At 68.4% G+C, this 26,972-nt stretch carries 25 protein-coding genes; 13 read left to right on the forward strand and 12 right to left on the reverse strand.

What is annotated here, in order from left to right:
• Positions 1 to 41: 41 nt before the first annotated feature.
• Positions 42 to 1,886, reverse strand: coding sequence for a carboxylesterase/lipase family protein (locus tag ACAM42_RS17840; protein ID WP_369628911.1), 1,845 nt, complete (start codon positions 1,884 to 1,886; stop codon positions 42 to 44).
• A gap of 149 nt (positions 1,887 to 2,035) precedes the next feature.
• Between ACAM42_RS17840 and ACAM42_RS17845 the strand changes: the two genes are divergently transcribed.
• The 6 genes from ACAM42_RS17845 (at position 2,036) to ACAM42_RS17870 (ending at position 6,815) form a co-directional block, all read left to right on the forward strand.
• Positions 2,036 to 3,127, forward strand: a complete 1,092-nt coding sequence (locus ACAM42_RS17845) for an AraC family transcriptional regulator (protein WP_139701692.1) — start codon at positions 2,036 to 2,038, stop codon at positions 3,125 to 3,127.
• Positions 3,128 to 3,200: 73 nt separating this feature from the next.
• On the forward strand, positions 3,201 to 4,682 hold the full coding sequence (locus ACAM42_RS17850) for a YdiU family protein (RefSeq protein ID WP_369628912.1): 1,482 nt from the start codon (positions 3,201 to 3,203) through the stop codon (positions 4,680 to 4,682).
• The gene (gene msrB / locus ACAM42_RS17855) at positions 4,679 to 5,089 is read left to right on the forward strand and encodes a peptide-methionine (R)-S-oxide reductase MsrB (RefSeq protein WP_062471289.1); all 411 of its coding nucleotides are present in this window, start codon (positions 4,679 to 4,681) and stop codon (positions 5,087 to 5,089) included. The genes ACAM42_RS17850 and msrB overlap by 4 nt, the downstream gene beginning before the upstream one ends.
• On the forward strand, positions 5,086 to 5,625 hold the full coding sequence (locus ACAM42_RS17860; protein ID WP_062471286.1) for a septation protein A: 540 nt from the start codon (positions 5,086 to 5,088) through the stop codon (positions 5,623 to 5,625). The genes msrB and ACAM42_RS17860 overlap by 4 nt, the downstream gene beginning before the upstream one ends.
• Positions 5,622 to 5,900, forward strand: a complete 279-nt coding sequence (locus tag ACAM42_RS17865) for a BolA family protein (protein ID WP_369628913.1) — start codon at positions 5,622 to 5,624, stop codon at positions 5,898 to 5,900. Before ACAM42_RS17860 ends, ACAM42_RS17865 begins: the two co-directional genes overlap by 4 nt.
• A gap of 129 nt (positions 5,901 to 6,029) precedes the next feature.
• The gene (locus ACAM42_RS17870; RefSeq protein ID WP_062471282.1) at positions 6,030 to 6,815 is read left to right on the forward strand and encodes a peptidylprolyl isomerase; all 786 of its coding nucleotides are present in this window, start codon (positions 6,030 to 6,032) and stop codon (positions 6,813 to 6,815) included.
• A gap of 48 nt (positions 6,816 to 6,863) precedes the next feature.
• On the opposite strand, the gene ACAM42_RS17875 is transcribed toward ACAM42_RS17870, so the two are convergent.
• From ACAM42_RS17875 to ACAM42_RS17885, 3 genes are read right to left on the reverse strand one after another with little or no spacing between them, the layout of a single operon-like run.
• Complete coding sequence (locus ACAM42_RS17875; RefSeq protein ID WP_369628914.1) at positions 6,864 to 7,850, reverse strand: Bug family tripartite tricarboxylate transporter substrate binding protein; 987 nt, start codon at positions 7,848 to 7,850, stop codon at positions 6,864 to 6,866.
• A 37-nt stretch (positions 7,851 to 7,887) separates the two neighbouring features.
• Positions 7,888 to 9,246, reverse strand: a complete 1,359-nt coding sequence (locus ACAM42_RS17880; RefSeq protein ID WP_369628915.1) for an amidase — start codon at positions 9,244 to 9,246, stop codon at positions 7,888 to 7,890.
• A 17-nt stretch (positions 9,247 to 9,263) separates the two neighbouring features.
• Positions 9,264 to 9,950, reverse strand: coding sequence for a DUF2848 domain-containing protein (locus ACAM42_RS17885; RefSeq protein ID WP_369628916.1), 687 nt, complete (start codon positions 9,948 to 9,950; stop codon positions 9,264 to 9,266).
• Between the two features lie 123 nt (positions 9,951 to 10,073).
• Here ACAM42_RS17885 and ACAM42_RS17890 point away from each other — a divergent pair, with 123 nt between their 5' ends.
• Positions 10,074 to 10,757 (forward strand): GntR family transcriptional regulator, encoded by a 684-nt coding sequence (locus ACAM42_RS17890; RefSeq protein ID WP_095745340.1) that lies wholly within the window; start codon positions 10,074 to 10,076, stop codon positions 10,755 to 10,757.
• Positions 10,758 to 10,867: 110 nt separating this feature from the next.
• Here ACAM42_RS17890 and purL read toward each other — a convergent pair whose 3' ends face one another.
• Positions 10,868 to 14,836 (reverse strand): phosphoribosylformylglycinamidine synthase, encoded by a 3,969-nt coding sequence (gene purL, locus ACAM42_RS17895; RefSeq protein ID WP_369632780.1) that lies wholly within the window; start codon positions 14,834 to 14,836, stop codon positions 10,868 to 10,870.
• Between the two features lie 238 nt (positions 14,837 to 15,074).
• On the opposite strand from purL, the gene map reads away from it, so the two are divergent.
• Together map and ACAM42_RS17905 are read left to right on the forward strand one after the other, a co-directional pair.
• Entirely contained in the window at positions 15,075 to 15,899 is an 825-nt protein-coding gene (gene map / locus ACAM42_RS17900; RefSeq protein ID WP_062471267.1) for a type I methionyl aminopeptidase, read from the forward strand.
• Between the two features lie 22 nt (positions 15,900 to 15,921).
• On the forward strand, positions 15,922 to 18,531 hold the full coding sequence (locus tag ACAM42_RS17905) for a [protein-PII] uridylyltransferase (protein WP_062471264.1): 2,610 nt from the start codon (positions 15,922 to 15,924) through the stop codon (positions 18,529 to 18,531).
• A gap of 24 nt (positions 18,532 to 18,555) precedes the next feature.
• Here the strand turns inward: ACAM42_RS17905 and ACAM42_RS17910 are convergent, their stop codons facing one another.
• On the reverse strand, positions 18,556 to 18,900 hold the full coding sequence (locus ACAM42_RS17910) for a hypothetical protein (protein WP_056580768.1): 345 nt from the start codon (positions 18,898 to 18,900) through the stop codon (positions 18,556 to 18,558).
• Positions 18,901 to 18,953: 53 nt separating this feature from the next.
• Complete coding sequence (locus ACAM42_RS17915; RefSeq protein ID WP_369628917.1) at positions 18,954 to 19,586, reverse strand: LuxR C-terminal-related transcriptional regulator; 633 nt, start codon at positions 19,584 to 19,586, stop codon at positions 18,954 to 18,956.
• Between the two features lie 198 nt (positions 19,587 to 19,784).
• Here ACAM42_RS17915 and ACAM42_RS17920 point away from each other — a divergent pair, with 198 nt between their 5' ends.
• From ACAM42_RS17920 to ACAM42_RS17930, 3 genes are all read left to right on the forward strand, one after another.
• Positions 19,785 to 20,027 carry a helix-turn-helix domain-containing protein gene (locus ACAM42_RS17920; protein ID WP_062471259.1) on the forward strand — a complete coding sequence of 81 codons (243 nt, stop codon included), beginning with the start codon at positions 19,785 to 19,787 and terminating at the stop codon, positions 20,025 to 20,027.
• A gap of 124 nt (positions 20,028 to 20,151) precedes the next feature.
• Positions 20,152 to 21,807 carry a phosphoglucomutase (alpha-D-glucose-1,6-bisphosphate-dependent) gene (gene pgm / locus ACAM42_RS17925; RefSeq protein ID WP_354346820.1) on the forward strand — a complete coding sequence of 552 codons (1,656 nt, stop codon included), beginning with the start codon at positions 20,152 to 20,154 and terminating at the stop codon, positions 21,805 to 21,807.
• A gap of 16 nt (positions 21,808 to 21,823) precedes the next feature.
• On the forward strand, positions 21,824 to 22,237 hold the full coding sequence (locus tag ACAM42_RS17930) for a PPC domain-containing DNA-binding protein (protein ID WP_354346818.1): 414 nt from the start codon (positions 21,824 to 21,826) through the stop codon (positions 22,235 to 22,237).
• Here the strand turns inward: ACAM42_RS17930 and ACAM42_RS17935 are convergent.
• From ACAM42_RS17935 to ACAM42_RS17945, 3 genes are read right to left on the reverse strand one after another with little or no spacing between them, the layout of a single operon-like run.
• The gene (locus tag ACAM42_RS17935) at positions 22,192 to 23,250 is read right to left on the reverse strand and encodes an amino acid ABC transporter permease (RefSeq protein WP_369628918.1); all 1,059 of its coding nucleotides are present in this window, start codon (positions 23,248 to 23,250) and stop codon (positions 22,192 to 22,194) included. The two genes, ACAM42_RS17930 and ACAM42_RS17935, sit on opposite strands and share 46 nt — an antisense overlap.
• On the reverse strand, positions 23,247 to 24,245 hold the full coding sequence (locus tag ACAM42_RS17940; RefSeq protein ID WP_369628919.1) for an amino acid ABC transporter permease: 999 nt from the start codon (positions 24,243 to 24,245) through the stop codon (positions 23,247 to 23,249). The genes ACAM42_RS17935 and ACAM42_RS17940 overlap by 4 nt, the downstream gene beginning before the upstream one ends.
• Positions 24,242 to 25,300 carry an amino acid ABC transporter substrate-binding protein gene (locus tag ACAM42_RS17945; protein WP_354346813.1) on the reverse strand — a complete coding sequence of 353 codons (1,059 nt, stop codon included), beginning with the start codon at positions 25,298 to 25,300 and terminating at the stop codon, positions 24,242 to 24,244. The genes ACAM42_RS17940 and ACAM42_RS17945 overlap by 4 nt, the downstream gene beginning before the upstream one ends.
• 173 nt (positions 25,301 to 25,473) lie before the next feature.
• Here ACAM42_RS17945 and ACAM42_RS17950 point away from each other — a divergent pair, with 173 nt between their 5' ends.
• Entirely contained in the window at positions 25,474 to 25,863 is a 390-nt protein-coding gene (locus tag ACAM42_RS17950) for a DoxX family protein (protein WP_062471245.1), read from the forward strand.
• Between the two features lie 20 nt (positions 25,864 to 25,883).
• On the opposite strand, the gene def is transcribed toward ACAM42_RS17950, so the two are convergent.
• Complete coding sequence (gene def / locus ACAM42_RS17955) at positions 25,884 to 26,423, reverse strand: peptide deformylase (RefSeq protein ID WP_070060694.1); 540 nt, start codon at positions 26,421 to 26,423, stop codon at positions 25,884 to 25,886.
• A gap of 44 nt (positions 26,424 to 26,467) precedes the next feature.
• The gene (locus ACAM42_RS17960) at positions 26,468 to 26,887 is read right to left on the reverse strand and encodes a hypothetical protein (RefSeq protein ID WP_369628920.1); all 420 of its coding nucleotides are present in this window, start codon (positions 26,885 to 26,887) and stop codon (positions 26,468 to 26,470) included.
• Positions 26,888 to 26,972 lie beyond the last annotated feature (85 nt).

The raw sequence follows: 26,972 nt of genomic DNA on the forward strand, positions 1-26,972 counted from the left end.
ATGACACAAACCCGCACTGCATGATTGAACGAAGCGGCTCTTCAAGGGACGTTCAGCGGCGTGATCTTTGCCGCAGTTGGCGTGGCATCCAGCAGCATCTGCGAAGGCCACGTTCCCCAGGTTGCACCGAGTTCGGGCGTGTTCGGATCGCCGTTGCGCATGAAGGCCCCGACGCTGGCCATGACGGCCTTCGACAGCGCCACGCGCCCCTTCTCGTTGGCCTTGCCGCCCATCACGTTGCTCAGCAGCGAACCCTCGAAGTTGCCGAACACGAACGGCAGGTCGAAGGCGTGCGATGCGCCGTACACGTCGTTCCACGGCGCGGCCTCCTGCGACCAGTCGAGACGGTAGTGCCAGATGTTCGACTGGCGCGTCTTCATGGTGTTGAGCAGGTTGTCGCGGTTGGCCTCGAAGAGCCCCTTCGTGATGAGCGCGGTGGCTGCGTTGTAGCCGGTGCCGGCCTTGTCTACCGGAAGGTAGAACGGGTCGATGATGTGGTTCACCGTGAGCGTGGGCGCAGCATCGGGGTTGAAGTTGAACATCATCGAGAAGCGCGCGTCGTCCTTGACGATCCAGCCCGCCTTCAGGCCCGGGATGCCCAGCGATCCCAGCAGCGACGCAAAGAGCTTGCCCTCGTCGCGCGTGTTGCCCGCGAGCATGGGCACCTTGACGTACTTGTCGGCCGCGATGGCGCCGATCGGGTCCGACGGCAGCACTGTGCCGTCGGGAATGGGCGCAACGGAACCCTGCCCGGCGGCAGTGACCTTGGTCAGCAGCGCCCCACCCTCCTGCGCACGCAGGTACTCGGCGATCTGCGCCGGCGAGCGCGTGCCGATGTACACCTTGGCCGCCGCTTCATCGGCCACGGTGCCGTCGGCGACAAGCAGCTTTTCGAGGATCGTCTGGCCCTGCGTCAGCGAGGCCGAAGCCGGCTGCAGCGTCGGCAGCGTCCCGGGCGGCAGATTGGTCTTGAGCGAAATGCCACCACTCATCTCGAAGGCCTTGTGGAACAGGCCCTTGGCCATCGGCGAGGTCATCACCGCCAGCAGGTTGGTCGCACCGGCCGATTCGCCCGACAGCGTGACGTTGCCCGGGTCGCCGCCGAAGTTGGCGACGTTGCCCTGGATGAAGCGCAGCGCCGCCATGTTGTCCAGCAGCGCGAAGTTGCCCGAGTCGTCGCCCGCGCTGCCGCCCGGCCGCAGCTGCGGCATGTTCAAGAAGCCCAGGATGCCCAGGCGGTAGCTGGCGGTGATGACCACCGCATTGGTGGCCTTGGCCAGCGCCGCGCCGTCGTACAGCGGATCGGCCGTGTAACCCGAAATATTGCTGCCGCCATGGATGAACAACAGCACCGGCAGGTTCTTCTCGGTGGTGGCCGGACGCCAGATGTTGACGAACAGGCAGTCTTCGCTGCCGACCGGCTTGCCCAGGTTGGTGCCGATGGTGGCGTCGTAGGTGTTGCTGGTGCCGGGGCTGAAGATCCGGCCGATCTGCAGGCAGGCGTTGCCGAAGGCCTTGGCCGGGCGGATGCCGGTCCAGGCTTCGGGCTCGACCGGTGCGCGCCAGCGCAGCGCGCCGACCGGCGGCTGGGCGAACGGAACACCCTTCCAGGACCAGGTGCCGTTCCTGGCGCTGTCGTCCGAGCCCTCGACCTTGCCGGCCGTGGTCTGGCGCACCATGGGGCCGTCGGCGGCGGGTGCCGGAGCGGGCGCGGGTGCCGGAGCCGGTGCAGGCGGCAACACGGGAAAGGCGGTCGCCCCGGACGAACCGCCACCGCAGGCTGCAAGCGCCGCCGCGGCGGCCAGCGTGGCCACGGTGGCGATGGCGCGCGCCATCGCCGTCTGTCCTGCCGCACCCTGGTTTTGTGCTGTTGTCGTTGTCTTCATGTTTTGTCTCCACACCGGGTTAATCGGAATTCCTGGCTTGGCGCGCGGCACCCATACTCCGGGCCGCCGTGCACTGGAAAAATTCTAGGAACCGGCCCCGTTTTCACCGCTATCGCAAGCGAGCCAATCGAATGACTTCAGAAGCCTCCCTGCCGCGCCATTCGCGCCGGCCGTCGCGCCGCCCCGGATGTCCGCAGCCGGAGCTGCGCACCAGCTCGGCCGCATGGCTGGAGGGGGTGCTGTCGATGTTCGAGGCCGAGGGGCTGAACGTGCCCACGCTGCTGCGCGATGCCGGCTTCGACCCCGACTCGCTGCACCGCCAGAACGCGCGCATCCCGGTCGACGAGATCTCCGTGCTGTGGCAGGTGGCCGTGGCGCACGCCGGTCGGCCCACGCTGGGCCTGGACCGCGACCTGGCCGCCACGCACAGCAAGCTGGGCACCGTGGGCCACGCCATGGCCTGCAGCCCCACCCTGGGCGCGGCGCTCACGCGGCTCACGCGCTACATGGCCGTGATCTCCGACGCCACCGCGTTCTCGCTGCAGTCCGACGCGCGCGGCTGCTGGATGGTCATGGAGCACACCGGCGGCAGCCTGCCGATTCCGCGCCAGCGCGTCGAGTACGCCCTGCTGACCGTGCTCATGCAGTGCCAGTGGCTCACGCGGCGCGAGCTGCAGCCGCTGGCCATGGAGTTCGTCTACCCGCCGCCGGCCAACGACCGGCTGCACCGCGAGGCCTTCGGCTGCGAGATCCGCTTCAACGCGCCCGCCAACCGCGTGCTGCTGTCGTCGGCCGACATGACCATGCCGCTGCCCACCCACCACCCGGCGCTGGGCGAAATGCAGGAGCACCTGCTCGACGACCAGCTCAACCTGCTGGGCCAGACCACCACCGCCAGCCTGGTGTGCGCCGAGATCGCGCGCCGGCTGCAGCACGGCGAGCCGCGCCGCCAGGACGTGGCCTCGGGCCTCGGGCTGGCCGACCGCACGCTGCAGCGCCGCCTGCAGGAGGAGTCGGTGTCGTTCCAGGCGCTGCTCGACCGCACCCGCCGCGAACTCGCCAAGCAGTACCTGGCCGAACAGCGCCACACGCTCGCGGATGTGGCCGACCGGCTGGGCTTCGTGGACGTCAGCAACTTCTTTCGCGCCTGCAAGCGCTGGTTCGGCCTGCCGCCGGCCCAGTACCGCGCCAGCCTCGCGCTCGACGGCGCCGGGGCGCTGCGCGGCGCGCTGCTGAACTGAGCGGCGCCGCCCGCCCCACGCGCCCGATGGCCTCAACGGCCTGGGGTTTCGCGGGCTGCCGGACAATCCGGGCATGAGCTTGTTAGCCGAAGACACCCCGGTCGCCGACCTGGGCCTGCGCTGGAAGCCCGGCTTCTCGACGCTGGGCCCCGCTTTTTTCACCGAACTGCGCCCCACGCCGCTGCCCGACCCGTACTGGGTCGGCCACAGCGACGCCGTCGCGCGCGAGCTGGGCCTGCCGCCCGGCTGGCGCGAGTCGGACGCCACGCTGGCCGCGCTCACCGGCAGCCTGCCGGTCGCCGGCACGCGGCCTTTCGCCACGGTCTACAGCGGCCACCAGTTCGGCGTCTGGGCCGGGCAACTGGGCGACGGGCGGGCGATCCTGCTCGGCGAGACCGAGGGCGGGCTCGAAGTGCAGCTCAAGGGCGCGGGGCGCACGCCCTACTCGCGCGGCGGCGACGGCCGCGCCGTGCTGCGTTCGAGCATCCGCGAGTTCCTGTGCAGCGAGGCCATGCACGGCCTGGGCATTCCGACCACGCGCGCGCTGTGCGTGACCGGCTCCGACGCCCGCGTGCGCCGCGAAGAGCTGGAAAGCGCTGCCGCGGTCACCCGCGTGGCGCCCAGCTTCATCCGCTTCGGCCACTTCGAGCACTTCGCCGCCAACCAGCGCGAAGACGAGCTGCGCGCGCTGGCCGACTACGTCATCGACCGCTACTACCCCGAATGCCGCGCCACGGCGCGCTTCAACGGCAATGCCTACGCCGCCTTTCTCGAGGCCGTGAGCGAGCGTACCGCCGCCCTGCTCGCGCAGTGGCAGGCCGTGGGCTTCTGCCACGGGGTGATGAACACCGACAACATGAGCATCCTCGGGCTCACCATCGACTACGGCCCGTTCCAGTTCCTCGACGGCTTCGACCCGCGCCACATCTGCAACCACAGCGACACCCAGGGCCGCTACGCCTTCAACCAGCAACCCAACGTCGCCTACTGGAACCTGTTCTGCCTGGCGCAGGCGCTGCTGCCGCTGATCGGCGACCAGGAAATCGCCGTGGCCGCGCTGGAGTCGTACAAGACCGTGTTCCCCAACGCCTTCGAAGACCGCATGCGCGCCAAGCTGGGCCTGCCGGCGCCCGCCGAGGGCGACCGCGCGCTGATCGAAGGCGTGCTCAAGCTGATGGCCGCCGAGAAGGTCGACCACACCATCTTCTGGCGCCGCCTGTCGAATCACATGGCGGACGGCAACGTCGAGCCGGTGCGCGACCTGTTCCTCGACCGGGCCGGCTTCGATGCCTGGATGCTCTCTTTTTCGGAGCGCCATGCACAATCGCAGCGCGCCGAAGCGGCAAAATTGATGCTGCAGTCGAACCCCAAGTTCGTGCTGCGGAACCACCTGGGCCAGCAGGCCATCGAAGCCAGTCAGCAAAAGGACCACGCGGGTGTGGCAACCTTGCTGACGCTGCTCCAAACCCCATGTGAAGAACACCCCGGTGCCGACGACTACGCCGGCTTCCCGCCCGACTGGGCCTCCACGATCGAAATCAGCTGCTCATCATGACCACGCCCGTACAGAAAACCGACGCCGAATGGAAAGCCCTGCTCGCTGAGAAGGGCGCCGAACCCGCCGCCTTCGAGGTGACGCGCCACGCCGCCACCGAACGCCCCTTCACCGGCAAGTACGAAGCCCACTGGGACGACGGCACTTACCACTGCATCTGCTGCGGCGCCAAGCTGTTCGAAGCGGCCACCAAGTTCGACGCCGGCTGCGGCTGGCCCAGCTTCTCCGAAGAAGCGGTGCCCGGCGCCATCCGCAACATCGTCGACCGCTCGCACGGCATGGTGCGCACCGAGAACGTGTGTGCCAATTGCGGCGCCCACCTGGGCCACGTGTTCCCCGACGGCCCCACCGAAACCGGCCTGCGCTACTGCATGAACTCGGCGTCGCTCGACTTCCAAAAGAAATGAAACTGCTCCTCGACTTCTTTCCGATCCTGCTGTTCTTCGGCGCCTACAAGTTCGCCGACATCTACACCGCCACCGGCGTGCTGATGGCCGCCACCGTGGTGCAGATGGCCGTCATCTACGCGATGGAACGCAAGCTGCAGGCGATGCAGAAGGCCACGCTGGTGCTGATCCTGCTGTTCGGCACGCTCACGCTGGTGCTGCACGACGACCGCTTCATCAAGTGGAAGCCGACGGTGCTGTACGGCGCCATGGCCGTCGCGCTGGCCGTGGCGCTGTGGGCGCTGAAGAAGAACTTCCTGAAGATGCTGCTGGGCGCGCAGCTCGAGCTGCCCGAGCGCATCTGGGGCCGGCTCAATGTGGCGTGGATCGGCTATTGCCTCTTCATGGCGCTCATCAACGGCTACGTGGCGGCGTACTTCACGACCGAGGCCTGGGTCAACTTCAAGCTCTGGGGCTACGTGTTCCCGATCGTCTTCCTGGTGGCGCAGGGCCTGTACATCGCGCCGCACCTCAAGGAAGACAAGCCGACCGCATGACGACCACCACCATCCCCCTTCCTACCGTGGCAGCGCTCGAGGCGGCGCTGCGCGCCTCGCTTTCGCCCACGCAGCTCGAAGTGATCGACGAAAGCGCCGCGCACGCGGGCCATGCGGGCGCCAACGCCGAGGGCTACGGCACGCATTTCCGGGTGCGCATTGCGTCCCCGCTGTTCGACGGGAGGCCCCGCGTGGCGCGGCATCGGCTTGTGTATGATGCCCTCCAAGTTTTTATCGCACAGGGTCTGCACGCCATCGCCATCGAGGTGCTCTGAGTCGTCCAATCGGTTGCTTGCCGCGTTCGCCGCGGCCGCCCACCCTCTCCTTCTTTTCTCCTGATTCCTGCTTTCTTTCCCGCGCCTTTTCCTACACGCGCATTTCCTCTCCAGCCTGATATTCATTTCATGAAAAAACACATCTTGCAGGCCGTTGCGGCCGCAGCGCTGATCGGTGCACTCCCCCTGTCGGCCCTGGCGCAGAACGCAGCCATCGTGAACGGCAAGCCGGTGCCCAAGGCCCGCATGGACGTCCTGGCCCAGCAGCTGGCTGCCGCCGGCCGCCCGGTGACGCCCGAGATGCAAAGCCAGCTGCGCGAGGAAATCGTGGCGCGCGAAGTGTTCATGCAGGAAGCGCAAAAGCAAGGCCTGGACGCCACCGAGGACTACAAGAACCAGCTCGAACTCGCCCGCCAGGCCATCCTGATCCGCGCGCTGTTCGAGAACTACCGCAAGACCAACGCGGTGTCCGACGCCGACGTGAAGGCCGAGTACGACAAGTTCGTGGCAGCCAACGGCGGCAAGGAATTCAAGGCCCGCCACATCCTGGTCGAGACCGAAGACCAGGCCAAGAAGATCATGGCCGACCTGAAGAAGGGCGCCAAGTTCGAAGACATCGCCAAGAAGCAGAGCAAGGACCCGGGATCGGGCGCCAACGGCGGCGACCTCGACTGGGCCAACCCCGCCAGCTTCGTGCCCGAGTTCTCGGAAGCGATGATCAAGCTCAAGAAGGGCGAGACCACCCCTGCCCCGGTCAAGACCCAGTTCGGCTACCACATCATCCGCGTCGACGACATCCGCCAGGCCCAACTGCCGAAGCTGGAAGAAGTGAAGCCGCAGATCACGCAGCAGCTGCAACAGCAGCGCCTGCAGAAGTACCAGGAAGACCTGCGCGCGAAGGCCAAGGTCGAGTAAGCCTCAAGCCATCGGCCAGTAAAAAGCCCCGCAGTCGCGGGGCTTTTTTCATTGCGGCGTGATGTTGAAGTCTTTCACGAACCGGGCGTAGTCGTTCGACTCCTTGCGCACGAAACTCGTGAAGTCCGCCGTCGAGCCGCCGATGACTTCCAGGCTGAGGTCGGTGAACTGCTTCTGCGTGTCGGCGTTCTTGAGCAGCGCCTGCACCTGCTCGTTGAGCTTGGCGATGACCGGTGCGGGCGTTCCGGCCGGCGCCACCAGCCCGACCCAGCCCATGAAGCGGTAGCCCGGCACGCCGGACTCGGCCACCGTCGGCACGTCGGGCAAGGTGGAAACGCGCTTGTCGCCCGTGACCGCCAGCGCCTTCAGCTTGCCGCTCTTGGCATAGGGCACGGCGGTCGGCGAGGTTTCGAACATCATGTCGATCTGCCCGCCGACGAGGTCGGACAGCGCGGGCGCCCCGCCCTTGTAGGCCACGTTGAGCAGATCGGTGCCGGTCATCTGCATGAAGCGGCGCGCGGCCACGTCCTGCGGGCCGCCCACGCCCGAGGTGCCGACGCTGAGCTTGCCGGGGTTGGCCTTGGCGTAAGCCACCAGCTCGCCGACGTTCTTGAACGTCCACTTGGGATTCATGATGAGCACGTTGGGCTGGTCGGCCACGCGGATCACGGGCGCCAGATCCTTGATCGGGTCATAGGGCAGCTTCGCGAACATGTGCCCGTTGGAGGCCAGGCCGGTGTGCACCATCAGCAAGGTGTAGCCGTCCTTCGGGGCCTTGGCGACGTAGTCCATGCCGATGTTGCCGCTGGCGCCGGGGCGGTTGTCCACCAGCACGGGCTGGCCCAGCGCCGTCGAGAGCTTCTGGCCGACCAAGCGCGCCGTCATGTCGATACTGCCGCCCGGCGGGAACGGCACGACCATGCGGATCGGCTTGGAGGGGTAAGCCTCTTGCGCGTGGGTGACGGGGACGACGCACGCCAGGCCGGCGGCGAGACAGGCAAGCGAGGCGAGCGGGAAACGGAAGCGCTGGGTCATGAGGTTCTCCGGAGTTTCTTGAGGGTGGGCAGACGGGTCAATCGGCGGTGGCGCGCAGGGTGCGTTCGATGTCAGCGGCCCACGCGAGCAGCGCGGCGTCGCGCATCGGCAGGCCAGCAAGGCTCAGGCCCACGGGCGCTTCGCCGGCCGCGTGGCAGGGCAAGGAGATGGCGCAGCCGTCCATGAAGTTGACGATGGAGGGGTTGCGCAGCATCGCGACGTTGACGGCGACGTACTGCGCCTCGTCGGCTTCGAGGGCCTCGATGCGCGGCGCCACCAGTGGCACGGTCGGCATGAGCCAGCCGTCGAACTCGCCCATGCGCGCGGCCACGCGGCGCTGCCAGTCGGCCCGCTGTGCCTGCAGCGTGAGGTAGGCCCGCGCCGTGAAGTCCTTGCCGCGCAGGATGCGGCTGAGCACGCGCGGGTCGTAGCCGCTGCCGCTGCGCTCGATCAGCTCGGCATGCCACGCCCATGACTCGGCGGCGCTGAAGCCGCCTGCGGCATTGATGGCCGCGAGCTCGTCGAACTCGGGCACCGCCAGCTCGACCAGCTGCGCGCCGGCGGCCGAGAGGCGCTGCAGCGCGCGTCGGAACGTGGCGGCGACGTGGGCGTCCATGCCGTCCTGCACCAGCGTGGTCGGCACCGCGAAGCGGGCCTGGCGCAGGTGCTGCGTTCGGGGCGCCTCTGACACGCCGGACAGCACCGCCTCCATCGCCACGCAACCGGCCACGTCGAGCGCCATCACCCCGACCGCATCGAGGCTGTGCGACAGCGGCACGAGCCCGGTGCCGGGCATGCGGCGCGCCGTCGGCTTGAAACCCGTGATGCCGCACAGCGCCGCCGGAATGCGCGCCGAGCCGCCCGTGTCGCTGCCGACGCTCGCAACGCACATGCCGTCGGCCACCGCCACGGCCGCGCCCGAGGACGAGCCACCGGGAATGCGCCGCTCGCCGCGCTGCCACGGATTGGCCGGCGTCCCGTAGTGCGGGTTGAGGCCGAGGCCGGAGTACGCGAACTCGGTCATGTTCGTCTTGCCGACCAGCACCGCGCCGGCCGCCAGCAGGCGCCGCACGGCCTCGGCGTCGTGCGCGGCGGGCGGCGCGTCGCGCAGCACGACGGAACCGGCGGTCGTCGTTTCGCCGGCCACGTCGAACAGGTCCTTGACCGAGACCGGCAAGCCTTCGAGCGGCGAGCGCACGACGCCGGCTTCGCGCAGGCTGTCGGAGGCGCGCGCCAGGTGCTGGGCGCGGTCTGCCAGCACGCGCGTGAAGGTGCGCGCGCCTTCGCCGGCAGGGTCGGCGATGCGTTGCAGCGCCGATGCGGTCAGCGCGGCGGAGGTGACACGGCCCGCGGCCAGGTCGGCGCGGGCGGCAGCGAGGGAGATCGGGGCGGGCATGTGCGGTCCCTTGGGCGTCAGGCGACGATCGGCAGCGAGACCGCGCGGTACTCGTGCGCGATGCGGCGGCCGGCGTGTTCGTCCACCAGTTCCATGCGAAAGCGCGCGGCCGGGCGGATGCCGCCGATGGCACCGACCGTGCCGCAGGTCATCGCGAAGCCGTCGGCCGGTTCGCCGTCGGCCGCGGCGCAGCGCGCCAGCAGATCGGCCGGCGGGCGCAGCGCGGCCAGCGTGCCTTCCTGGTACAGGCGCCATTCACCGCCTTCCTCGATCCACGAACGCAGCACCAGCGTGTCCCAGCGCTCCTGCACGTCGGCCAGCCGCCAGGCGCTGCGCGCCACGGGCTTCACGCAGATCTGCTTGGACAGCGCCACGCTGTGCGCTTCCAGCGCGCGGTCGGTGTGGTCCGAGCCGATCGAGACGAAGAACTCACCCCCGTGCAGGAACAGCAGCGGCTCGACCTCGCCCGAGGTGTCGGCCCCCACCACCTGCACGACGTCGGCCTGGCTCAGCTGCTGGGTGGCCACCCGGTAGAACAGCGGCACGGTGCTGGGCGCGGGCACGCCCAGCTCGGCGAGTTCCTCGATGTGGTGCTCGATGGCGGCGGTGTCGCGCCCGGTCCAGCCGGCGATCACGAGGTGCCGGGCCTCGAAACTCAGCGTTTGCGGGGTATTCCCCTCGGGAAGTTCGAAAGACAGTTTCATGGGTGGCAGCTCGATTGAAGTTTCAGTGAAATTTCACAACGATATTACAGTGAGTCCACAGAAACTTCAAAGGGATTTCCCGCAGGTACCATCGGGGAACTCCACCATGACCCTCCCGCCCCGATGAACGCAGCCACGCCCGCCCGCAAAGCCCCCGTCCGGCGGCCCGAAGCAGCCATCTCCCTCAACGAAACGGCCTATCTGCGCCTGAAGGAAGCCCTGGTGACCCTGGCCTACAAGCCCGGGGAATACCTCAACACCGCCCAGGTCATGGAGCGGCTGGGCGTGGGCCGCACGCCGGTGAACCAGGCGCTGCACCGCCTGTCGGCCGAGGGCCTGGTCCGCATCATTCCGCGCAAGGGCGCGATGGCGTCGCCGCTGTCGATCAACGACGCGCTGGAGCTCATCGAGGTCCGGCTGGTCAACGAGGTGCTGTGCATGCGCCTGGCCGCGGCGGCCATCACCGAGGCCGAGCTGGCCGAGCTGCAGGCCATCGCCGAGCAGTTCGAAGCCGCGGCGCAGCGGCGCGATGCGATGTCGGTGATGAACCTCGACCGCCTCTTCCACGAAAAGATCGCTGCGGCGGCGCGCAACGCGATGCTGCAGGACATCCTGAGCGTGCTGCACGCACGCTCGCAGCGCTTCTGGGCGATTTCACTGGCCGCCGAGGGACACCTGGCGGAGGTGATTGAGGAGCACCGCACCATCGTCGCCACGCTGCAGCGGCATGACGCCGACGCGGCGGCCGAAGCGGCGAAGACGCATGTGCTGTCGTTCAAGGCGTCGATGCTGAACAGCCAGCGCTGATCGACAGCGCTTCAGGCGCGTCTCCATGAAAAATGCCCTCCAGACCCGAGCCTGGAGGGCATTTTTCGTTGGCCGTCGTCAGGCCGCCTGCGCGGCCCGCCGTCGCCCGATCAACCCACCCACTTGCGCGCGTTGCGCCAGATCTGCATCCACGGGCTCAGTTCGCTCTTGTCGCCCGAGGTCCAACTCATCTGGATGTTGCGGAACACGCGCTCCGGGTGCGGCATCACGGCCGTGAAGCGGCCGTCCGGCGTGGTGACCGAGGTCAGACCGCCGGCGCTGCCGTTCGGGTTGAACGGGTATTGCTCGGTCGGCTGGCCGTGGTTGTCCACGAAGCGCATCGCGCCGATGGCCTTGGCCGCGTCGCCGCGGTGCTTGAAGTTGGCATAGCCCTCGCCGTGCGCCACCGCGATCGGCAGGCGGCTGCCGGCCATGCCCGCGAAGAAGATGCTGGGCGACTCGAGCACCTCGACCATCGACAGGCGCGCCTCGAAACGCTCGCTCTGGTTGGTGGTGAAGCGCGGCCAGGCTTCGGCGCCCGGGATGATGTCGGCCAGTTCGGCAAACATCTGGCAGCCGTTGCACACGCCCAGGCCGAAGGTGTCGGCGCGACCGAAGAAGGTCTTGAACTGCTCGGCCAGCTTCGGGTTGAAGGTGATGCTGCGCGCCCAGCCGATGCCCGCGCCCAGCGTGTCGCCGTAGCTGAAGCCGCCGCAGGCGACCACGCCCTTGAACGCGGCCAGGTCCGCCCTGCCCGTCTGCAGGTCGGTCATGTGGACGTCGAAGGCTTCGAAGCCGGCTTCGGTGAAGGCATAGGCCATCTCGACGTGCGAGTTGACGCCCTGCTCGCGCAGGATCGCGACCTTGGGGCGCGACTGCAGGATGGCCGGTGCCACCGGGGCGTTCGGCAGGAACACATGCATGCCCGGGTCGTTCGGCACGCCGGCCGCGGCGTGCTCGGCATCCGCGCAGGCCGGGTTGTCGCGCTCGCGGGCGATCTTCCAGCTGACCGAATCCCACACCTGGTGCAGGTCGTGCAGCGAGGCGCTGAACACCGACTTGGCATCGCGCCAGACTTCGAGCTTGCCCTTGCCGGCGTCCATGGCCGAGCTGGCCGGGCGCGTCTTGCCGACGAAGTGGCTGTGCGTGCTCAGGCCGTGGGCGCGCAGCACCTGCATCACGTCGTTGCGCTCGGCGGTGCGCACCTGCAGCACCATGCCCAATTCTTCGTTGAACAGCGCCTTGAGCGTGAGCTCTTCGCGGCGCGCGCTGACCTGCTGCGCCCAGTTCTTGGCGTCGCCGGTTTCCATGCGGCTGTCGGAAATGCCGTCGCCTTCGGTGACGAGCATGTCGACGTTCAGCGCCACGCCGACGTGGCCCGCAAAGGCCATTTCGCAGGCGGTGGCGAACAGGCCGCCGTCGCTGCGGTCGTGCATCGCGAGGATCTTGCCGTCGGCGCGCAGCGCGTTCACGGCGTTGACCAGCGCGACCAGCTGTGCCGGGTCGTCGAGGTCGGGCACGGTGTCGCCGCTCTGTTCGAGCGTCTGCGACAGGATGCTGCCGGCCATGCGGTGCTGGCCACGGCCCAGGTCGATGAGCACGAGCGTCGTGTCGTCTTCGGTGGCGTCGAGCTGCGGCGTGAGCGTGCCGCGCACGTCGGCCAGCGAGGCGAAGGCGGTGACGATCAGGCTCACGGGCGAGGTGACCTTCTTGGCTTCGCCGTTGTCCTTCCACTGCGTGCGCATCGACAGCGAATCCTTGCCGACCGGAATCGACACGCCGAGTGCCGGGCACAGCTCCAGGCCCACGGCCTTGACGGTTTCGTACAGCGCGGCGTCTTCGCCGGGCTCGCCGCAGGCGGCCATCCAGTTGGCCGACAGCTTGACGCGCGAGAGTTCGATCGGCGCGGCCAGCAGGTTGGTGATGGCCTCCGCCACGGCCATACGGCCCGAGGCCGGCGCATCGAGCGCGGCCAGCGGCGTGCGCTCGCCCATGCTCATGGCTTCGCCGGCGAAGCCCTTGTAGTCGGCCAGCGTCACGGCGCAGTCGGCCACGGGCACCTGCCACGGGCCGACCATCTGGTCGCGGTGCGTCAGGCCGCCCACGCTGCGGTCGCCGATGGTGATGAGGAAGCGCTTGGAGGCCACGGTCGGGTGCGACAGCACGTCGATGGCAGCCTTCTGCAGGTCGACGCCCGTGAGGTCGAGCGGCTTGAAGCTGCGGGCGACGGTCTTCACATCGCGGTGCATCTTGGGCGGCTTGCCCAGCAGCACGTCCATGGGCATGTCGACCGGCTGCACCGCAGCGCCTTCGTCGGCCACCAGCAGCTGGCGCTCTTCGGTCGCCACGCCGACCACCGAGAACGGGCAGCGCTCGCGCTCGCAGAAGGCCTTGAACTGCTCGAGCGACTCCGGTGCGATGGCCAGCACGTAGCGCTCCTGGCTTTCGTTGCACCAGATTTCCTTGGGCGCCATGCCCGACTCTTCGAGCGGCACGGCGCGCAGGTCGAAACGCGCGCCGCGGCCGGCGTCGTTGGTCAGCTCGGGGAAGGCGTTGCTCAGGCCGCCCGCGCCCACGTCGTGGATCGCCAGGATCGGGTTGGCCGCGCCCTGCTGCCAGCAATGGTTGATGACCTCCTGCGCACGGCGTTCGATTTCGGGGTTGCCGCGCTGCACCGAGTCGAAGTCGAGTTCGGCCGCATTGGCGCCGGTCGCCATCGAGCTGGCAGCGCTGCCGCCCATGCCGATGCGCATGCCGGGGCCGCCCAGCTGGATCAGCAGCGAGCCGGCCGGGAACTGGATCTTCTTGGTCTGCGTGGCGTCGATGCTGCCCAGGCCGCCCGCGATCATGATGGGCTTGTGGTAGCCGCGCTGCACGGTGTCGAGGTCGCTCGTCACCGCCTGCTCGTATTCGCGGAAGTAGCCCAGCAGGTTGGGACGGCCGAATTCGTTGTTGAACGCGGCGCCGCCCAGCGGGCCCTCGGTCATGATCTGCAGCGGACTGGCGATGTGCTCGGGCTTGCCGTAGTGGCCCTCTTCGGGCCAGAGCTTGGAGACCGTAAAGCCGGTCAGGCCGGCCTTCGGCTTGGAGCCGCGGCCGGTGGCGCCTTCGTCGCGGATCTCGCCGCCCGCGCCGGTCGAGGCGCCGGGGAACGGGGAAATGGCCGTGGGGTGGTTGTGCGTCTCGACCTTCATCAGCACATGGCTCAGGGCGCTATCTTTTTGATAGCTCTGCGAGCCGTTCGCCGGAATGAAGCGCTCGATGGTCGCGCCTTCCATCACCGAGGCGTTGTCCGCATAGGCGATCACCGTGTGCTGCGGGTTCTGCTTCTCCGTGTGGCGGATCATCGAGAACAGGCTCTGCGGCTGGGCCACGCCGTCGATGGTGAAGTTGGCGTTGAAGATCTTGTGGCGGCAGTGCTCGCTGTTGGCCTGCGCGAACATCATGAGTTCGACGTCGCTGGGGTTGCGGCCCAGGCGGGTGAAGGCTTCGACGAGGTAATCGATTTCGTCTTCCGCCAGCGCCAGGCCGAAGCCGGTATTGGCTGCCACCAGGGCGTCGCGCCCGCCCGTTTGCACGTCGACCTGCGCCATCGGCTGGGCCGGCAGTTCGCTGAACAGGCTGGCCGCCTGTTCGACGGCGGCGAGCACCGATTCGGTCATGCGGTCATGCAGCGGGCCGGCCACGGCAGCGAGCGCGTCGCCTTCGAGCACGGGGGCCTTGCCGATCAGCGGCGCCTTGAGCTTCAGGTGGTACTGGGTGACGCGCTCCACACGGCGCAGCGCCAGGCCGCAGTTGTGGGCGATGTCGGTGGCCTTGGAGGCCCAGGGCGACACGGTGCCCAGACGGGGCGTGACGACCACCGAGGCGCTCGCCTTGGCTGCCGGGGCCTCGAAGGGCTCGCCGTAGGTCAGCAGCGCGGCAAAGCGCTCGCGGTCGGCGTCGCCCAGCGATGCATCGGTGACCACCAGGTGCACGAAACGGGCCGAAATGCCTTCGATGCGCGGCTCGATGGCCTGCAGCTTCGGCAGCAATTGCCGCGCACGGAAGTCGCTGAGTGCGCTGCCGCCCTCGAACATGGTTACGACAGGAAGGGCTTGAGGTGCGGGCTGCGTCACGGTCGATGAGGCCTCGGGGGGCGCGTTGGAAATCAAGGAATCGAGGCGGATGGCCGCTGACTGGGGTCATCCGCGTTAACCCGGAATTTTAGGCCATCGCCGGGCCGCCCCAAGATGGCCGCCCCCCTCGGGGGGCAACGGAACACGAAGTGCTCCGTGTTGGGGGCAGGTTCATTTGCCGAATGGGATAATTCGGGGCATGAGCATTACCTACAAAGACGCCGCAGGCATCGAAGCCATGCGGGTCGCCTGCCGCCTCGGGTCCGAGGTGCTGGACTACCTCACGCCCTTCATCAAGCCCGGCATCACGACCAACGACGTGGATCGGCTGGCCGCCGAGTACATGGTCAAGCAGGGCACCACCTCGGCCACGGTGGGCTACATGGGCGCCAGCAGCGTGCCGTTCCCGAAGTCGCTGTGCACCTCGGTGAACCACGTGGTGTGCCACGGCATCCCCAATGACAAGCCCCTGAAGAAGGGCGACATCATGAACGTCGACGTGACCGTCATCAAGGACGGCTGGTTCGGCGACAACAGCCGCATGTTCGTGATCGGCGACGCCTCCATCGCGGCCAAGCGCCTGTGCAACGTCACCTTCGAGGCCATGTGGCACGGCATCCTGCAGGTGCGCCCCGGCGCCCACCTGGGTGACGTGGGCCATGCGATCCAGAAGTTCGCCGAGGGCCAGGGCTTCTCGATCGTGCGCGAGTTCTGCGGCCACGGCGTGGGCCAGCGCTTCCACGAAGAACCCCAGGTGCTGCACTACGGCCGCCCGGGCACCATGGAAGAGCTCAAGCCCGGCATGATCTTCACCATCGAGCCGATGATCAACGCCGGCAAGCGCGACGTGAAGGAAGACTTCAAGGGCGGCCAGTACGACGGCTGGACCATCGTCACGCGCGACCATTCGCTGTCGGCCCAGTGGGAGCACACGGTGCTCGTCACCGAGACCGGCTACGAGGTGCTGACGCTTTCCGAAGGCAGCCCGCCGCTGCCGGCCTTCGTCACCTCCACCAAAACCTGACGCGCCGAAGCGCGCCCCCGCCGTGATCGAAGCAGCCAAGATCGACGTGGCGACGCTGCGCGAAGCCTATCGCGCGAAAAAGCTCGCCCTTTTCGACACCCTGCGCTTCGCACGCGCGCCCACCCGCAGCGTCCACACGGTGCTGCGCCAGCTCTCGGCGCTGGCCGACCAGACGCTCACGGCGCTGTGGAACGAAGCCGGCTTCGGCGACGCCTTCGCGCTGGCCGCGGTGGGCGGCTACGGGCGCGGCGAGCTGTTTCCGTACTCCGACGTCGACGTGCTGCTGCTGCTGCCGCCCGAGGGCCAGGACAGCGGCGTCGAGCCGGCCCGCATCGAGGCCTTCATCGGCCAGTGCTGGGACGCCGGCCTCGAGATCGGCTCCAGCGTGCGCACGCTCGAAGAATGCCTGGACGAGGCAGCCAAGGACATCACGGTCCAGACCTCGCTGCTCGAATCGCGCCTGATCACGGGCGACAAGAAGCTCTTCGCGGCCTTCCGCCGCCGCTTCACCCAGGCCATCGACCCGCAGGCCTTCTTCGTGGCCAAGTCGCAGGAAATGCGGCACCGCCACCAGAAGTTCGACAACACGCCCTACGCGCTCGAACCCAACTGCAAGGAATCGCCCGGCGGCCTGCGCGACCTGCAGACCATCCTGTGGATGAGCAAGGCCGCCGGCTTCGGCAGCCGCTGGGACGACCTGGCCAAGAACGGCCTGGCCACGCCCTTCGAGGCGCAGCAGATCAAGCGCAACGAAGCCCTGCTCTCGCTCATCCGCGCCCGCCTGCACGTGATTGCCAACCGGCGCGAAGACCGGCTGGTGTTCGACCTGCAGACCGCCGTGGCCGCGAGCTTCGGCTACGAGAGCGAGTCGCAGCGCAAGTCGAGCGAGGCGCTGATGCGCCGCTACTACTGGGCGGCCAAGGCGGTGTCGCAGCTCAACCAGATCCTGTTGCTCAATATTTCCGAGCGGCTGCAGCCCATCGACGAGCAGCCCACGACGATCAACGAGCGCTTCTACGAGCGCGCCGGCCTGATCGAGATCGCCAGCGACGACCTGTACGAGCGCGAGCCGCATGCGGTGCTCGAGACCTTCCTGCTGTACCAGAAGACCATCGGCGTGAAGGGCCTGTCGGCGCGCACGCTGCGCGCGCTGTACAACGCGCGCCATGTCATGGACAGCAAGTTCCGCAACGACCCGGTCAACCACGTGACCTTCATGCGGATCCTGCAGCAGCCCTACGGCATCACGCATGCCTTCCGGCTCATGAACCAGACCTCAGTGCTGGGGCGCTACCTGCGCGTGTTCCGCAGCATCGTGGGGCAGATGCAGCACGACCTGTTCCATGTGTACACGGTCGACCAGCACATCCTGATGGTGCTGCGCAACGTGCGCCGCTTCTTCATCGCCGAGCATGCGCACGAGTACCCGGGCTGCTCGCAGCTCGCGGCCGGCTGGGACAAGCCCTGGATTCTCTACGTCGCCGCCCTCTTCCACGACATCGCCAAGGGCCGCGGCGGCGACCACTCCACGCTCGGCGCGCGCGACGTGCAGCGCTTCTGCAAGCAGCACGGCATCGCCCGCGAAGACGCCAAGCTCATCGAATTCCTCGTGGCCGAGCACCTGGTGATGAGCCAGGTCGCGCAGAAGCAGGACCTGGGCGATCCCGAGGTCATCGGCGCTTTTGCCAAACGCGTGGGCAACGAGCGCTACCTCACGGCGCTGTACCTGCTGACGGTGGCCGACATCCGCGGCACCTCGCCGCGCGTGTGGAATGCCTGGAAGGGCAAGCTGCTCGAAGACCTGTACCGCTTCACGCTGCGTGCCCTCGGCGGGCGCATGCCCGACCCGGACGCCGAGGTCGAGGCCCGCAAGCGCGAGGCGCTGGTGCAGCTCGCCCTGCACGCCCAGCGCTTCGAGGCGCACAAGGCGCTGTGGGACACGCTCGACGTCGGCTACTTCATGCGCCACGACGCCACCGAGATCGCCTGGCACGCCAAGCAGCTCTCGCGCTTCGTGCCGCCCAAGAACGTGCCTATCGATCCGAAGGCGCTGCCCATCGTGCGCGCGCACCTGTCGCCGGTGGGCGAAGGGCTGCAGGTGGTGGTCTACACGCCCGACCAGTCCGACCTGTTCGCGCGCATCTGCGGCTATTTCGACCAGGCCTCGTTCAGCATCCTGGACGCCAAGGTCCACACCACAAGCAACGGCTACGCGCTCGACACCTTCCAGGTGGTGACGACCTTCCAGCCCGACCATTACCGCGACCTGATCAGCATGGTCGAGACGGGCCTGGCGCAAACGCTCACCGAAGCCGGCGCCCTGCCCGCCCCCAGCATGGGACGCGTGTCACGCCGGGTGCGCAGCTTTCCGATCAAGCCACGCATCAGCCTCGTGCCCGACGACAAGGCGCAGCGCTGGCTGCTCAGCATCTCGGCCAGCGACCGCGCGGGCCTGTTGTATTCGGTGGCGCGCGTGCTCGCGCGGCATCACCTGAACCTGCAGCTGGCGAAGGTGACGACCCTGGGCGAACGGGTGGAAGACACGTTCCTGATCAGCGGACCGGAACTGCAGGGCCAGAAGACGCAGCTGGCCATCGAGACCGACCTGATGGAGGCGCTGGCCTCCCAGTGAGGCCGCTGAATGGGCGTGTGCGGCTCAGCCGCAGTACGCGCCGAGGATGCGACCCGTGGGATCGACCTGCGCGTTGAGCCGCGTCGCGTCCTGGGCCGGGTCGGCCGGCGCCGTGGCCGGCACCGTGCGGGCGGTTTTCGCGCCGGCGCGCTGGCGCATCTCTTCCAGCAACGGACGCGTCGCTTGCATGCCCAGTGCAAAGCGCACTTCCGGGGCCTGGCAACTTTCGGGCGGGGGCGCGAAGCTCGGCGGCGCCGGCACTTCGGAGGTGAGCGGCCGGTCCTTGGGCGGGGCCTCGCAGCCCGCGAGCACCGCAGCCAGGGCCGCAGCCGTCAGAAGAAACCCGTGCCGGCCAAACGTCATGCGCATCTTGTCTTGCTCCTTGAAACCAGCCTGAAGCTTAGCCGCCCGCGGAGGCCCGCTCATGACCCCTTGCGCTGCAGCGGCGACAACAGCCCCAGGCGGATGCCCGTGATCACGGCCTCGGTGCGATTGTGCACACCCAGTGCCTGGAACAAGGTGCCGATGTACTCCTTCACCGTGTGTTCGGACAGGCCGAGCTCGCGCGCGATCGACTTGGTCGGCAGCCCGCGCGCCAGGCCGTGCAAGGTATCTGCCTGGCGCGGGCTGAGCGTCGGCCTGGCGGTGCTCTTCGACCCCAGGTGCAGGATTTCCTGCGGCAGGTAGACCTCCCCCGCCAGCACGGTCTCGAAGGCCCGTTTCAGGAAGTCGGCCGGCATGCTCTTGGGCACGAAGCTCATGGCGCCCGCCTCCAGGCAACCGCGGATGATGTCGACATCGGTCGAGGCCGACACCACCACGGCCGCGATGTCGGGCGCGGCCGCCTTCAGGCGCACCAGCGCATCCAGACCGTACTCGCCGCGCAGTTCGAGATCGAGCAGGCAGATCGCCAGGTCGGGATGGCGCAGCGCCAGGGAGCAGGCCTCGTCGACCGTGGCGGCTTCGAAGATTTCGGCACTGCGCTCCATGCTCTCCAGCAGCATGCGCAGGCCCGCGCGAAACAACGCGTGGTCGTCCAGCGTCATCACTTTCATGGCACACCCCCTTCGGCCTTTCTGGCCGATATGCACCCTCATTCTGACGCTGGCGCCCACGGGTGCAGCCGCCGCGCGTCGGAACTAGATCACCCTCCATGCAAAAAACTACCAGCCCCTGCGAAGGAGGGGTTGGGTGCCTGGCGCGTTTCGAGGAAATTCAGAGCCGACCGCTGTTGTCGCCAAAGGGGGCCGACCATGAACGCCAGTTTTCAAGACCGCCTGATCTCGCTCGTCGCCGGATCGCAGCCCCAATGGAAATCCGAGCTCGCCCGACAGTGCGGCGTCAGCGCCCCCACCGTGATCCGCTGGCTCACCGACCGCCACAGCTGCGCAGGCACCCTGCACCTGCATGCGATCGCCGCGTACTTCGAGGTGCCGGCCCGGTGGCTGGCCACGGGCGACGGCCCGGAACGGGTCCGCACGCGGCGCTCACATTGAAAGGGTTGTAAGCGGACCTCTGTGAACGGGCGCCCAGGCGGCAAGCCGGTCCCGGCCATGGCGTATGCTGAAAGGCCGCGCACGGCACCGCCGGCGCGCTCCTCTTTCATCACCCGCTTTCGACATGAGCACCACTTCCCATCCCCTCGCGGGCCAGCCGGCCCCGTCTGATCTGCTGGTGGACGTGCCGCGCCTCGTCTCGGCCTATTACACCGGTCGCCCCGACCCAGCCGCGCCCAGCCAACGCGTGGCCTTCGGCACCTCGGGCCATCGCGGCTCCTCGTTCGACGACGCCTTCAACGAATGGCATGTGCTGGCGATCAGCCAGGCCATCTGCGACTACCGCAAGCAGCAAGGCATCGACGGCCCGCTGTTCCTGGGCATCGACACGCACGCGCTGTCCACGCCCGCCTTCGCGAGCGCGGTCGAGGTGCTGGCGGCCAACGGCGTCGAGCTGATGCTGTCGAAGGACGACGAATACACGCCCACGCCGGCCGTGTCCCACGCCATCCTGGTCTACAACCGCGGACGCACCAGCGGCCTGGCCGACGGCATTGTGATCACGCCTTCGCACAACCCGCCCGAAAGCGGCGGCTTCAAGTACAACCCGCCCAACGGCGGCCCCGCGGGCACCGACATCACCTCCGCCGTCGAAGCGGCCGCCAACAAGATGCTGGCGAACAAGCTCGACGGCGTGAAGCGCATGCCGCTGGCGCAGGCGCTGAAGGCGTCCACCACGCACCGCCACGACTACCTGAACACCTACGTCGAAGACCTGGCCCAGGTGCTCGACATGGACGCGATCCGCGGCGGCACCATCGACCTCGGTGTCGATCCGCTGGGCGGTGCCGGCGTGCGCTACTGGCCGGCCATCGCCGAGCGCTACAAGCTCCAGCGCCTGAACGTGCTGAGCCAGGCGGTCGACCCGACTTTCCGCTTCATGTCGCTCGACTGGGACGGCCGCATCCGCATGGACCCGTCGTCGCCCGACGCGATGCATGGGTTGGTCGCGCTGAAAGACCGCTTCGGCATCGCCTTCGCCTGCGACACCGACCACGACCGCCACGGCGTGGTCACGCGCAGCGCGGGCCTGATGCAGCCGAACAACTACCTCGCGGTGATGGTCGACTACCTCTTCACGCACCGCCCGCACTGGCCGGCGCAGGCGGCCGTCGGCAAGACGGTGGTCAGCAGCCGCATGATCGATCGCGTGGCGGCGCGGCTGGGCCGCCCGCTATACGAAGTGCCGGTGGGCTTCAAGTGGTTCGTCGACGGTCTGGTCGACGGCTCGCTGGGCTTCGGCGGCGAGGAAAGCGCGGGCGCCACCTTCCTGCGCCACGACGGCAGCGCCTGGACCACCGACAAGGACGGCATCGTGCCCGCCCTGCTCTCGGCCGAGATCGCCGCACGCACGGGCCGCGACCCCGGCGAGCGCTTCAACGAGCTGACGCAGGCGCTGGGGCGCCCCGTGTCCGACCGGGTGGACGCGCCCGCCACGCCCGAGCAGAAAAAACGCCTGTCGGCCCTGTCGCCGCAGCAGATCACCTCGACCACGCTGGCCGGCGAGAAGATCGAGAACGTGCTGAGCCACGCCCCGGGCAACGGCGCGGCCATCGGCGGCGTGAAGGTCGTCACCGAGAACGGCTGGTTCGCCGCGCGGCCGTCGGGCACGGAGAACATCTACAAGATCTACGGCGAGAGCTTTCTCGGCGACGACCACCTCGCACGCATCCTCGGCGAGGCGCAGCAGGTGGTCGACAAGGCGCTGTCGGCGAGCTGACGCGAGGCGCACGCGCATGGACACGCTGGTGCTGCGTCTGCAACCGGGCGACGACCTGCGCGCGGCGCTCGACGCCGTGCTGAAGCAACCCGGCATCGGCGACGCGGCCTTCGTGGTCTCGGGCATCGGCAGCCTGCGCGGCGCGAGCATCCGTTTCGCGGGTGCGGAGACGGCGACGCGGATCGAAGGCGACCTTGAAATCCTCACGCTCGCCGGCACGCTGTCGCCCGACGGCTCGCACCTGCATCTCAGCGTGTCGGACGGCGACGGCCGGGTGTCGGGCGGCCATGCCGCGCCGGGCTGCGTGGTGCGCACCACGGCCGAGATCCTCGTCGCGGTGCTGCCCGCGTGGCGCTTCTCGCGCGAGCCCGATGCGCAGACCGGCTACGCCGAGCTGGTGCCCAGGCGCCGCTCGAGCCAGACGCTGTAGCGCGACAGCCCGAAGCACAGCAGCCAGTAGACAGCTGCCACGAACAGGTAGCCCTCGAGGTAGAACGGCCGCCAGACCGGGTCGCCACCCAGCGCCAGCCCGAGCGCGCCGGTCAGCTCGAACAGGCCGACCACGGTGACCAGCGAGGTGTCCTTCAAGGTGCCGACCACGCTGTTGGTCAACGCCGGCACCACGAGGCGCAGCGCCTGCGGCAGCACGATGTCGCGCTGCACCGGCCAGCGGCCGAAGCCCAGCGCCATCGCCACCTCGGTCTGCCCGCGCGGCACGGCCTGCAGGCCGCCGCGGATGATCTCCGCAAGATAAGCAGCGACGAACAGCGTGAGGCCCATGAGCACGCGCACCAGCACGTCGGGCTGCCAGCCCGCGGGCCACAGCAGCGGCAGCAGGAACGAGGCCATGAACAGCACCGAGATCAGCGGCACGCCGCGCACCAGCTCGATGTAGCTCGCGCTCAGCGTGCGCACCACGGGCCATTCGGAACGCCGCCCCATCGCGAGCAGCAGCGCCAGCGGAAAGGCCAGCGCCAGCCCGACCACCGCCAGCCCGATGGTGAGCGGCAGGCCGCCCCAACGGCTGGTCGGCACCACGCTCAGCCCCGCCACGCCGCCGTGCATCAGCCCGACGAACAGCAGCAAGGCCACGCCCCACAAGGGCGCCAGCCACCAGTGCCAGCTGCGTGGCCAGGCGCTGAGCACGGTCACCGCGGACAGCACGACCACCGCGATGGCCGGGCGCCATTGCTCTTCGTACGGAAAGCGACCGAACAGCATCGGCCGCCACTTCTCGGCCACCACGCCCCAGCAGGCACCGTGCTGCACCGCGCGGCAGGCGTCGGCGTCGGGGCGGAACACGGCATGCACCACGCCCCATTCGAACGCGTGGAAGCCGGCCCAGGCCAGCAGGCCCAGCAGCAGCACCGTGGCCAGTGCGCGCAGCGGCGACCCCCACAGCTCGCTGCGCCATGCGATGGGGCCTTGCGCGACGTTTCTCATCGCCAGCCTCGCAGCGCGACGCGCGCGTTATAGCGGTTCATGCCGAAGGAGATCACGAGCGACAGCAGCAGGTACACCGCCATGATGATCGCGATGCACTCGAAGGCGCGCCCGTTCGAGCCGATGGTGGTGTTGGCCACCGACACCAGCTCCGGATAGCCCACGGCCACGGCGAGCGACGAGTTCTTGGTGAGGCTCAGCAGCTGGTTGGTGAGCGAGGGCACGATCACGCGCAGCGCCTGCGGCAGGATCACGAGGCGCAGCTGTTGCACCGACGACAGGCCCAACGCCTGCCCCGCCAGCACCTGCCCCTGCGACACCGAGAGAATGCCGGCGCGCACGATCTCGGCGACGAAGGCCGCCGAGTACAGCGACAGCCCGGCGACGATGGTCACGTACTCCGGGCTCAGCGCGGCGCCGCCGCTCACGCCGAAGTCACCGCGCTCGGGCCATTCGAAATGCGTCGGCCACCCGCCACCCTCGCCCGCCACGGGCCAGGGCACGCTGAGCCCGCCCTTGCTGAGCCACACGCCCGGCAGCAGGTGCACGGGCTCGGTCGGATCGGGCAGCAGGTTGGCCATCGCGAACGCCAGCATCAGCAGCTGCACCAGCAGCGGCACGTTGCGCAGCAGCTCCACATACGCCGTGCAGATGCCGCGCAGCAGCACGTGCGGCGCGAGCCGGCCGATGCCGATCAGCGTGCCGAGCACCACCGCGAAGACGGCCGCAGGCACGGCCGCGCGCACGGTGTTGATCAGGCCCGCGAGGAACGCGCGCCACGACGGCTGGCTGGCATCGAAGTCGAGCCAGCCTTCGCTGATCGAAAAGCCCGCGGGCTCGGTGAGAAAGTCGAAGCCCGAACGTACGCCGCGTGCGCGCAGCACCTCGAGCGCATGGTTCACCACCCAGAAGGCACCGGCCACGACGGCCAGCACCAAAAGGGCCTGCACGAGCCAAGCCAGCCAGGCGCCGCGGCGCGAGGCCTGCCGACTCATCGAACAGGAGGTGCGTAGATCAGGCCGCCTTTGCTCCACAGATTGTTGGAGCCGCGCGGCAGCTTGAGCACCGACTTCGGTCCGACGTTGCGCTCGAACATCTCGCCGTAGTTGCCCACCGCCTTGATGGCGCGGTACGACCAGTCCTTGTCGAGACCCAGCAGCTTGCCGAGGTCTTCACCGGCGCCGAGCAGTCGCTGCTGCGCCGGGTCCTTGCTGCCGGCCTTGAGCTGGTCGGCATTGGCCTGTGTGACACCGAATTCTTCGGCCTCGATGAGCGCGTTGGGCACCCACTTGGCGATGGCAAACCACTCGTCGTCGCCGCGGCGCACCAGCGGCGCCAGAGGCTCCTTGGAGATCAGCTCGGGCAGGATCAGGTAGTCGTCGGGGTTCGGCGCTTCCTTGTTGCGCAGGCCGGCCAGCGCCGAGGCGTCGGTGGTGAAGGCCTGGCAGCGGCCCGAGAAGAAGGCCTTGAACGAGGCTTCGAAGCTCTCGAACACGACGGTCTTCACCGGGATGTTCTGCGCGCGGAAGTAGTCCGACACGTTCTTCTCGTTGGTGGTGCCCGACTGCGTGCAGATGGTGGCGTTCTTGAGCTGCTTGGCGCTCGTCACCTTGAGCTTCTTGGGCACCAGGAAGCCCTGGCCGTCGTAATAGGTGATGGTGGTGAAGTTGAAGCCCAGCGAGGCGTCGCGCGTGAGCGTCCAGGTGGTGTTGCGCGCGAGGATGTCAATCTCGCCGGCCTGCAGCGCCGAGAAGCGCTGCTGCGAGTTCAGCGGCACGAAGTCGACCTTCTTGGGATCACCCAGCACGGCCGCGGCGATGGCGCGGCAGGTGTCGACGTCCAGGCCCGACCAGTTGCCCTGCGTGTCGGGGGCCGAGAAACCGGCCACGCCGTTGGTCACGCCGCACTTGACGGTGCCGCGCTGCTTGACCGCGTCGAGCGTCTTGCCCGCAAAGGCCGGGGCCGCGGCGGCCAGCACGAGAACGGAAGCGGCGGCGAACAGTGCCGGGCGCAGTCGGGTGGTTGGGGTGGTCGTTGTCTTCTTCGTCATGGGTGTGTACTCCTCAACAGTAGGCAAAAGGCAGTGTACGGGGCGATGCAGGCCGACGACAAAGAACCCTGCGTTGGATACATATGTCGATCCGCTCGCGGGCGATCGGTCCGCGGCGCGGCCAGTTTCACTACCATACGGCCCTTTCATCACTCCCGAACAGGAATCACACCATGGTCAAGTCCGACGACACCGGCAAGCTCATCCTGCGCGTTGCGCTGGGCATCCTCATCCTGCTGCATGGCATTGCCAAAGTCGGCAAGGGCGTCGACGGCATCGGCGGCATGCTCGCGTCGCACGGCGTGCCCGCGGTGCTGGCCTACCTGGTCTACGTCGGCGAGATCCTGGCGCCGGTGCTGCTGATCGTCGGCCTGTTCACGCGGCCCGCGGCGCTGGTCGTGGCCATCAACATGGTGGTGGCAATCTGGCTGGCCCACCGCAAGGACCTCGGCGCGCTGAACGGGCAAGGCGGCTGGGCGCTGGAACTGCAGGGCATGTTCCTGTTCGCGGCGATCTCACTCGCGCTCACGGGCGGCGGGCGCTTCGGGCTCAACAACAAGTAGGCGAAGAGGCGACTGGCGAATCAGTCGTCGTCGGCCGCATCGAGGCCCGGGAACAGGACCTCGGTGTAGCCGAAGCGCGAGAAATCGCGCACCCGCATCGGGTACAGCTTGCCGAACAGGTGATCGACCTCGTGCTGCACCACGCGCGCATGGAAACCGTCGGCGGTGCGGTCGATCGGGTCGCCGTACAGGTCGAAGCCCGTGTAGCGGATGTGGGCGAAGCGCGGCACCACGCCGCGCAGGCCGGGCACCGACAGGCAACCTTCCCAGCCCTCTTCCTCTTCATCGCCCAGCGGCGTGATGACGGGGTTGAGCAGCACGGTGCGCGGCACCGGCGGCGCGTCGGGGTAGCGTGGATTGACGGTGTCGGTGCCGAAGATCACCAACTGCAGGTCGACGCCGATCTGCGGCGCCGCGAGGCCGGCGCCATTGACCGCCTGCATGGTCTCGAACATGTCGCGCACCAGCAGGTGCAGTTCGTCGGTGTCGAAAGCGGCGACCGGCTGCGCGGTGCGCAGCAGCCGGGGGTCGCCCATCTTGAGAATTTCGCGGAAGGCCATGTAGAGATTATGGCCAGCGCGCCGCGCCCTCGCTGGACGCTTGCTCAGGGCTTGTCGGCCAACGCCGGCGCGTCACGCCACGGCACGCCCGGCGGTGGGCGCATCGCATTGCTCGGGTAGTTGGGCGACACGCCCGGATGCGCAGGCGAGACAGCCGGCGGACGTTGCCAACCCGGTGGACGCCCGGCCGGATAGGTCGGCCGCACGGCTGGGTAGCTGGGACGCACCGCGGGATAACCGGGACGGCCATAGTAAGGACGGCGGTCGTAGTACGGACGCCGCTCGTAGTAGCCTCCACCCTGGATGTACACCGGCGCCGGCACCACCACGGGACCCGGATCGGAGTAGTACGGTTCGGAATAGCCGCCGGAGTAGTACGGATCGCCAGGAACGGCCACGCAGCCGCTCAGCAGCGCGATGCCGCCGAGTGCGAGGCTGGTAGCGAGAACACGAATTTTTTGCATGAGAGACTCCTTGTCGGCCTTCTGTGATCGTTCAACGCCCGCTTGTAGACCCTGTTGACTGCGCTGGTGTGAAGTCGCGTAACGG

The sequence above is a fragment of the Variovorax sp. V35 genome (assembly GCF_041154465.1).
GTDB classification, from domain to species: Bacteria; Pseudomonadota; Gammaproteobacteria; order Burkholderiales; family Burkholderiaceae_C; genus Variovorax; species Variovorax boronicumulans.